Origin of the sequence: Streptomyces sp. NPDC058678, assembly GCF_042714835.1 — a bacterium.
In the GTDB taxonomy this organism is placed as follows: Bacteria; Actinomycetota; Actinomycetes; order Streptomycetales; family Streptomycetaceae; genus Streptomyces.
Genome location: NZ_JBHXSG010000022.1, coordinates 128,790 through 136,717, shown reverse-complemented (window position 1 = coordinate 136,717; position 7,928 = coordinate 128,790). Strand labels below are relative to the sequence as shown.

The 7,928-nt window shown below is 70.6% G+C and carries 8 protein-coding genes; 4 read left to right on the top strand and 4 right to left on the bottom strand.

What is annotated here, in order from left to right; all coding sequences use genetic code 11:
* Positions 1-101: 101 nt before the first annotated feature.
* Both ACFWWR_RS21400 and ACFWWR_RS21395 read left to right on the top strand, forming a co-directional pair.
* Complete coding sequence (locus ACFWWR_RS21400; protein ID WP_383865074.1) at positions 102-434, top strand: hypothetical protein; 333 nt, start codon at positions 102-104, stop codon at positions 432-434.
* Between the two features lie 192 nt (positions 435-626).
* On the top strand, positions 627-1,733 hold the full coding sequence (locus tag ACFWWR_RS21395) for an amidohydrolase family protein (RefSeq protein ID WP_384304793.1): 1,107 nt from the start codon (positions 627-629) through the stop codon (positions 1,731-1,733).
* Positions 1,734-1,754: 21 nt separating this feature from the next.
* On the opposite strand, the gene ACFWWR_RS21390 is transcribed toward ACFWWR_RS21395, so the two are convergent.
* The 4 genes from ACFWWR_RS21390 to ACFWWR_RS21375 all read right to left on the bottom strand — a co-directional run bounded on the left by ACFWWR_RS21390 (position 1,755) and on the right by ACFWWR_RS21375 (position 5,567).
* A complete protein-coding gene (locus ACFWWR_RS21390) occupies positions 1,755-2,762 on the bottom strand; it encodes a heme A synthase (RefSeq protein WP_383865080.1) in 1,008 nt (335 codons plus the stop codon).
* Between the two features lie 54 nt (positions 2,763-2,816).
* Positions 2,817-3,584, bottom strand: a complete 768-nt coding sequence (locus ACFWWR_RS21385) for an ABC transporter permease (protein WP_384304790.1) — start codon at positions 3,582-3,584, stop codon at positions 2,817-2,819.
* A gap of 180 nt (positions 3,585-3,764) precedes the next feature.
* The gene (locus ACFWWR_RS21380) at positions 3,765-4,688 is read right to left on the bottom strand and encodes an ABC transporter ATP-binding protein (RefSeq protein WP_383865086.1); all 924 of its coding nucleotides are present in this window, start codon (positions 4,686-4,688) and stop codon (positions 3,765-3,767) included.
* Between the two features lie 81 nt (positions 4,689-4,769).
* On the bottom strand, positions 4,770-5,567 hold the full coding sequence (locus ACFWWR_RS21375; protein ID WP_384304787.1) for an aminoglycoside N(3)-acetyltransferase: 798 nt from the start codon (positions 5,565-5,567) through the stop codon (positions 4,770-4,772).
* Positions 5,568-5,727: 160 nt separating this feature from the next.
* Here ACFWWR_RS21375 and ACFWWR_RS21370 point away from each other — a divergent pair, with 160 nt between their 5' ends.
* Both ACFWWR_RS21370 and sufB read left to right on the top strand, forming a co-directional pair.
* On the top strand, positions 5,728-6,471 hold the full coding sequence (locus ACFWWR_RS21370; protein ID WP_384304786.1) for a helix-turn-helix transcriptional regulator: 744 nt from the start codon (positions 5,728-5,730) through the stop codon (positions 6,469-6,471).
* On the top strand, positions 6,468-7,889 hold the full coding sequence (gene sufB / locus ACFWWR_RS21365; RefSeq protein WP_217235701.1) for a Fe-S cluster assembly protein SufB: 1,422 nt from the start codon (positions 6,468-6,470) through the stop codon (positions 7,887-7,889). The genes ACFWWR_RS21370 and sufB overlap by 4 nt, the downstream gene beginning before the upstream one ends.
* The last annotated feature ends 39 nt before the right edge of the window (positions 7,890-7,928 follow it).

Below are 7,928 nucleotides of genomic sequence, written 5' to 3'. Positions count from 1 at the left end.
ACCCCTTCTTGTTTTTCGCCCCGGTCCGGGGGGGGGTGGGGGGCAACGCCCCCCCACCCCGCCCGTCGCCGTTTGATCTACCCGTCGGTAGCATCCTGACCATGGCAGACACGCAGCAGGTGGACCCGAAGGCCGAGCGCAAAGTGACCCGGCTCGCCAAGCAGATCAGCGGCTTCTCCAAGGAGCACGGCGGGGCCGAGGGACAGATCGCGTACCTCGGGGAGCGCGGCGCCCGGATCGTGCTCGTCGGCGAGGACGGCGCCTGGGGCGACGTGGTCGCCCCCTCGTACGCGCTCGCCGAGCAGGCGGTGGAGAAGGCCGGGATCACCGTCCACGAGGACTTCGACGGCGAGTTCGCGGCCAAGGTGAAGACCGGCCCGTACGAATGGAGCCGCATGGCGGGAATCCAGGTGGGCGGCCCGAGCAACGGCTGAGCAACGCCCTGAAGGGGCGCGAGGAACCGCGCGACCAGCCACGAACGGCCCCGCGGTTTCGGAGCCACCCGCGCCACCCCATATCGGCTCCCCCCGCGGAACGCTTCGCACGGGGTGTGTGACTGCAACACCTAGGGCCCGGTTCACCCGTTAGGACCTGAGAAAGCCAGAGTCCAAGCGTGGGGAGCCCGGATGATCGAAACGCCGTCCCTCGTGGACCAGTACTGTCACGGCGTCCTGAGAACGGAGCTGGGCCTCGGCACCTTCGAGGCCCAGCTGGCCCGGACCGAGGGTCCGCCCGCGCCCGGTACGACGCTCTTCGACACGCAGACCGGGTTCGCCGTACGCCGTTGGTGCCCCCCGCTGCTCGGTCTGGAGCCGCACTGCCCGCCCGCCCGCTATCTCGCCCGGCGCCGTGAACTCGGCGTACTGGAATCGGGCCGCAGGCTGCTGCGCGGCAGTGGAATCACGACGTACCTGGTCGACACCGGGCTGCCCGGCGACCTGACCGGGCCCGCCGAGATGGCGTCCGCCGCGGAAGCCCAGGCTCGCGAGATCGTGCGGCTCGAACTGCTCGCCGAGCAGGTCGCCGACACCTCCGGCACCGTCGAGTCCTTCCTCGCCAACCTCGCCGAGTCGGTGCACGGCGCCGCGTCGGGTGCCGTGGCCTTCACCTCCGTGGCGGGCGTACGGCACGGGCTCGCGCTCGCACCCGAGCCGCCGGGACCGGGCGAGGTCCGCGGCGCCGCCGGCCGTTGGCTCGCCGGACGCCGGGTCGGCGGCGAGCTGAGCGACCCGGTGCTGCTGCGGCACCTGCTGTGGATCGCGGTCGCCTCCGGCCTACCGCTCCAGTTGCACGCCGGACTGGGCGAACCGGGGCTGCGCATCGACCGTACGGATACGGTGCTGCTGACGGACTTCGTCCGGGCCACGGCGGGCCTCGGCACGGACCTCGTGCTGCTGCACGGCTACCCGTACCACCGGCACGCGGCCCACCTCGCCGGGGTCTTCCCGCACGTGTACGCCGACTCGGGCGCCGCGCTGGTACGGACCGGGGCCCGCGCCGCCACCGTCCTCGCGGAGATCCTGGAGCTGGCCCCCTTCGGGAAGATCCTCTTCTCCAGCGGGGCACAGGGCCTGCCCGAGCTGCACGTCGTGGGGGCGCGGCTGTTCCGGGAGGCGCTGGGCCGGGTGCTGGGCACCTGGGTGGCCGAGGGGGCGTGGTCGCTGGGGGACGCGCAGCGGGTGGCGGGGCTGATCGCGGCGGGGAACGCCAGGCGGGTGTACGGGCTGGAGTGAGTTACGGCCGCGCGCTCACGCCTACGCCCGCGTCAGCGTCGCCTCGCTCGACTGTCCCGGCACCTCGGCAACCGCCTCCGGCCGCTCCCGCAGAGCCAGCAGCACGCGCAGCACCGCGATCCACACCAGGGCGGAGCCGAGCATGTGCAGGCCGACCAGGATCTCGGGAAGGTCGGTGAAGTACTGGACGTATCCGATGACGCCCTGCGCGAGCAGGATCAGGAAGAGGTCGCGGGTGCGCGCCAGCGGCCCCTTCGGGGCGTCGACCGCCTTGAGGACGAACCACAGGGCGAACGTCAGCGACACCACGATCCAGGCCAGTACGGCGTGCACCTTGCTGACGGTCTCCCAGTCGAGCGGCATCCGTTCGACCTCGCTGGAGTCGCCCGCGTGCGGTCCCGCGCCGGTCACGACCGTGCCGACCAGGATAAGCAGGACGGTGGCGGCGACCAGGAACCACACCAGTTGCCGCACCGCCCCGCCGACCGACCGGTGGGGCGTCCCGTCGCCTTCCCTGGTGCGCTGCCACATCACCGTGGCGACCGCGATCAGGGCGGAGGTCGCCACGAAGTGCGCCGCGACCGTGTACGGGTTGAGGCCGACCAGGACCACGATGCCGCCGAGGATCGCGTTGCTCATCACGATCCAGAACTGCGCCCAGCCCAGCCGGGTCAGGCCGCGCCGGTACGGCTTCTCGGAGCGCGCGGCGATGATCGCCCAGCCGACCGCCGCGCACAGCACGTACGTCAGCATGCGGTTGCCGAACTCGATGGCGCCGTGGAAGCCCATCGCGCTGGTGGTGGTCAGCGAGTCGTCGGTGCACTTGGGCCAGGTCGGGCAGCCCAGCCCGGACCCCGTGAGTCGCACGGCACCGCCGGTGACCACGATGACCACCGACATGACGAGTGCGGCGAGCGCCGCCCGCCGGACCGTGCGGGGCGTCGGGGTCCAGCGTGCGGCGATGAAGGCGAGCGGGTTGCGGACGGCCGTCACGGCGTCGGCGCGGGTCACTTTTGGCACGCGTCCCATCGTAGGGGGCCGCTTGTGCACGCTTTCACGAGGGGCCCTCCCCGGCGCCTCGGCCTACTCCCAGCGGAAGAACCGCCCAGCCGCCGCCAGCCCCACGACCGCCCACGCGGCGAGGATCCCCAGGTCGCCCCACGGCATCCCGGCGCCGTGCTGGAGCACGTCCCGCAGCCCGTCGGACAGCGCCGAGATCGGCAGCAGCCCGAGCACGTCCTGGGCGCCGGAGGGGAACTTGTCCAGCGGCACGATCACCCCGCCGCCCACCAGCAGCAGCAGGAAGACCAGGTTGGCGGCGCCCAGCGTGGCCTCCGCCTTCAGCGTGCCCGCCATCAGCAGGCCGAGCCCCGAGAAGGCGGCCGTCCCGAGGACCAGCAGAAGCAGTACGGCGAAGGGGTTGCCGTGCGGCGACCAGCCCAGCGCGAAGGCGATCACCGTCAGCAGGACGACCTGGAGGACCTCCGTGACCAGCACGGCCAGCGTTTTCGCGGTCATCAGGCCCCAGCGGGGGAGGGGCGAGGAGGCGAGGCGCTTGAGGACGCCGTACCGGCGCTCGAAGCCCGTGGCGATGGCCTGCCCGGTGAACGCCGTCGACATCACGGCGAGCGCGAGGATGCCGGGTGTCAGGAAGTCCACGGCCTCGCCGGCGCCCGTGTCGACGATGTCGACCGAGCTGAACAGCACCAGCAGCAGCGTGGGGATCACGACGGTGAGCAGCAGTTGCTCGCCGTTGCGCAGGAGCATCTTCGTCTCCAGCGCGGCCTGCGCCCCGATCATGCGGGGGAGCGGAGCGGCACCCGGCCGCGGCGCGTAGGTGCCGGTGGTCATGAGCGCAGCTCCTTGCCCGTGAGCTCCAGGCTGTGTCTTCCCGGGGGATGACCCCCGGACCCCCAGCAGATCCGCGTGCCAGCCGGAATCATGAACGCAACTCCTTGCCCGTGAGCTCCAGGCTGTGTCTTCCCGGGGGGTGACCCCCGGACCCCCAGCAGATCCGCGTGCCAGCCGGAATCATGAACGCAACTCCTTGCCCGTGAGCTCCAAGAACACGTCTTCGAGCGTGTGCCGTTCGACCGAGATCTTCTCCGGCATCACCCCGTGCTGCGCGCACCAGGAGGTGACCGTCGCGAGCAGTTGGGGGTCGACCTTGCCGCCGATCCGGTACGAGCCCGGCGTCAGCTCCGCGGCCGTGCAGTCCGCCGGGAGTGCCTTGAGCAGGGACCCGACGTCCAGGCCCGGCCGGCCACTGAAGCGCAGGGTGTTCTCGGCGCCGCCGCGGCACAGCTCCTCCGGGGAGCCCTGGGCGATGACCCGGCCCGCGTCGATGATCGCGACGTCGTCGGCGAGCTGCTCGGCCTCGTCCATGTGGTGGGTCGTGAGGATCACGGAGACGCCGTCGGCGCGCAGGTCCCGTACGAGGTCCCAGGTGGCGTGGCGGGCCTGCGGGTCGAGGCCGGCGGTGGGCTCGTCCAGGAACGCCAGTTCGGGGCGGCCGACGACCGCCATGGCGAGCGCGAGCCGCTGCTGCTGGCCTCCCGACAGGCGCCGGTAGGTCGTCCGGCCGCAACTGCCGAGGCCCAGGCGCTCGATGAGCGCGTCCACGTCCAGGGGGTGGGCGTGCAGCTTGGCGACGTGCCGGAGCATCTCGTCGGCCCGCGCGCCCGAGTAGACGCCCCCGGACTGCAGCATCACGCCGATCCGGGGGTGCAGCTGTCGCGACTGTCTCACCGGGTCGAGGCCCAGGACGCGCACTGTGCCGGAGTCCGGCTTCCGGTATCCCTCGCAGGTCTCGACCGTCGTCGTCTTGCCCGCCCCGTTGGGGCCCAGTACAGCGGTCACGCCCGCCTTGGCCACCAGGTCGAGGCCGTCCACCGCGGTCTTCCTGCCGTACCGCTTCACCAGGGCCTGGACCTGGACCACGGGCTCACTTCGCATGGGTCCAGAGTCTAGGTACGCGTGCGGGGGCCCAGACCGGCGGGTACGAGATCTCCATCTCCGGCTCGGACGGGCCGGGCCTCAGAGCTCCTCCTCGCGCGGCCGGTGCACCGCCAGCCATCGCTCCGCGTAGGCCACCGCGTCGGCCACGGGGAACAGCCGTACGTCGGCGGCGCCCACCTTTCCGCGTACGACGGGGCGGTCCCGTTCGAAGTCGTGGCCCAGCTCGTCGAACCGGTCCGAGTCGATCGACACCTCGGTGACCACCTCCCAGCCCGCCGCTCCCGGGCGGCCCACCTTCACGAGCGGCGCCGGTATGCGGTACTCGGCCAGGTGGAAGCTGGTGCAGGTGTCGTACCCGGTGCCCAGCAGCAGCACCCGGGCTTCGAGCGCCTCCAGCCGGGCGAGCGGGCTGTGCTCGCCGAGCCGGCAGTCGGGGGCGTGTCCATAGGTCACCTCCGTCGCGCGCCGGCCGAGCGCCGCGAACGAGGTCTGGGGATGTGCGCTGCGCAGGGCCCCCGGCCACGTCCGCACGGTCTCCGGGATCACCCCGAGCCCGCGGGTGGGCGTGATGAGCGGGTCGTAGGCGGGCATGGTGGCCCGGATCGTCTCCCACCAGGCCTCGGGCACCGGCGGGCGACCCCAGTGGGCCGGGTCCGAGAGGTCGCTGGACTGGCTGGGCACCACCAGGGTGCCGTCCGGACCGAGCGCGTCGAGCAGTCCTTGGACGGCTGCGACGGCTCCTCCGCAGACCCAGCCGAGTGAGCTGAGGGAGGAGTGGACGAGGAGGGTTTCGCCGGGTTCGACACCCAGTGCGCGCAGCTGCGCCGCGACGAGGTCCCGAGTGACAAGAGGGCCGGTGGGAGGGGGTGTGGGCATGGGCGGGAGTGTCCCGGACGGGGTCGGTCGGCGCCACCGGTTTGATCGATCAAAGATCGTTTCCGCAGGTCAGATTAGGTAAGCCTAAGTGACGCAGGGCACCGTCGGTCGGCCGGGGCTCCGCTTGCCTGCCTCAGAGGAATTACGCAACAATGGCGTTGTGAAATACGTCGGCGAGGCTCGGGAGACCCCCAAGGGGGCCCCGCAGGAGGAGCTAGCGACTGGTGAGCGCTCGACGCGCAACCGGGTCGCGCGGTCCATCCTGGACCACGGGCCGTCGACCGCCACCGAGCTGGCCGGACGGCTGGGACTCACCCAGGCGGCCGTACGCCGGCATCTGGACGCGCTGGTCGCCGACGACGTCGTGGAGGCCCGGGAACAGCGGGTGTACGGAGCGCGCACGCGCGGCCGGCCCGCCAAGGTCTTCGCGCTCACCGACTGCGGCCGCGACGCCTTCGACCAGTCCTATGACAAGCTCGCCGCGGACGCCCTGCGCTTCATCCAGGAGCGGTTCGGCGGGGAGGAGGCGGTCGTCGCCTTCGCCCGCGCCCGGATCGCCGAACAGGCCACCGCGTACCGCAAGGCCATCGAGGCCGCCGCCCCCGAAGAGCGGACCGAAGCGCTGGCCAAGGCCCTGAGCGCGGACGGGTACGCTGCTACGGCGCGAAGCGCACCGGTCGGCGAGCAGCTCTGCCAGCACCACTGCCCGGTGGCCCACGTCGCGGAAAAGTTCCCGCAGCTCTGCGAGGCGGAGACCGAGATCTTCTCCCAGCTGCTCGGCACTCATGTCCAGCGACTGGCGACCATCGCGCACGGCGACGGCGTCTGTACGACGTTCATCCCCAAGATTTCCCACAGCACCGACAACGCATCTGCAAGCACGGCCGGGAGGAACCCCGCATGACTCTCCCCACGGAGACTGCCCACCCCGAGCTCGAGGGCCTGGGCAAGTACGAATACGGCTGGGCCGACTCCGACACGGCCGGCGCCTCTGCCAAGCGCGGCATCAACGAGGACGTCGTCCGCGACATCTCCGCGAAGAAGAGCGAGCCGGAGTGGATGACCAAGCTCCGCCTCAAGGGCCTGCGCCTGTTCGGCAAGAAGCCCATGCCGAACTGGGGCTCGGACCTGTCGGGGATCGACTTCGACAACATCAAGTACTTCGTACGTTCCACGGAGAAGCAGGCGGAGTCCTGGGAGGACCTGCCTGAGGACATCAAGAACACGTACGACAAGCTCGGCATCCCCGAGGCGGAGAAGCAGCGCCTCGTCGCCGGTGTCGCGGCCCAGTACGAGTCCGAGGTCGTCTACCACCAGATCCGCGAGGACCTGGAGGAGCAGGGCGTCATCTTCCTCGACACCGACACCGCGCTGAAGCAGCACCCGGAGCTCTTCAAGGAGTATTTCGGGACCGTCATCCCGGTCGGTGACAACAAGTTCGCCTCCCTGAACACCGCCGTGTGGTCGGGCGGCTCCTTCATCTACGTGCCGCCGGGCGTGCACGTGGAGATCCCGCTCCAGGCCTACTTCCGCATCAACACGGAGAACATGGGCCAGTTCGAGCGGACGCTGATCATCGTCGACGAGGGTGCCTACGTGCACTACGTCGAGGGTTGTACGGCCCCGATCTACAAGTCGGACTCGCTGCACTCCGCGGTCGTCGAGATCATCGTCAAGAAGAACGCCCGCTGCCGTTACACGACCATCCAGAACTGGTCGAACAACGTCTACAACCTGGTCACCAAGCGCGCCGTGGCGTACGAGGGCGCGACCATGGAGTGGATCGACGGCAACATCGGCTCCAAGGTGACGATGAAGTACCCGGCCGTCTACCTGATGGGCGAGCACGCCAAGGGCGAGACCCTCTCCATCGCCTTCGCGGGCGAGGGGCAGCACCAGGACGCCGGCTCCAAGATGGTCCACATGGCGCCGAACACCTCCTCCAACATCGTCTCCAAGTCGGTGGCGCGTGGTGGCGGTCGTACCTCCTACCGCGGTCTCGTCGAGATCGGTGAGGGCGCCCACGGCTCCAAGTCGAACGTGCTGTGCGACGCGCTGCTCGTCGACACCATCTCCCGCTCCGACACGTACCCCTACGTGGACGTCCGCGAGGACGACGTGTCCATGGGCCACGAGGCGACCGTCTCCAAGGTCTCCGAGGACCAGCTCTTCTACCTGATGAGCCGTGGTCTGACGGAGTTCGAGGCGATGGCCATGATCGTGCGCGGCTTCGTCGAGCCCATCGCCAAGGAGCTCCCCATGGAGTACGCCCTCGAGCTCAACCGGCTGATCGAGCTGCAGATGGAAGGCGCGGTCGGCTGACGCCCGCCCTCCGGACCAGCTAGCGAATTTCTGACGTAG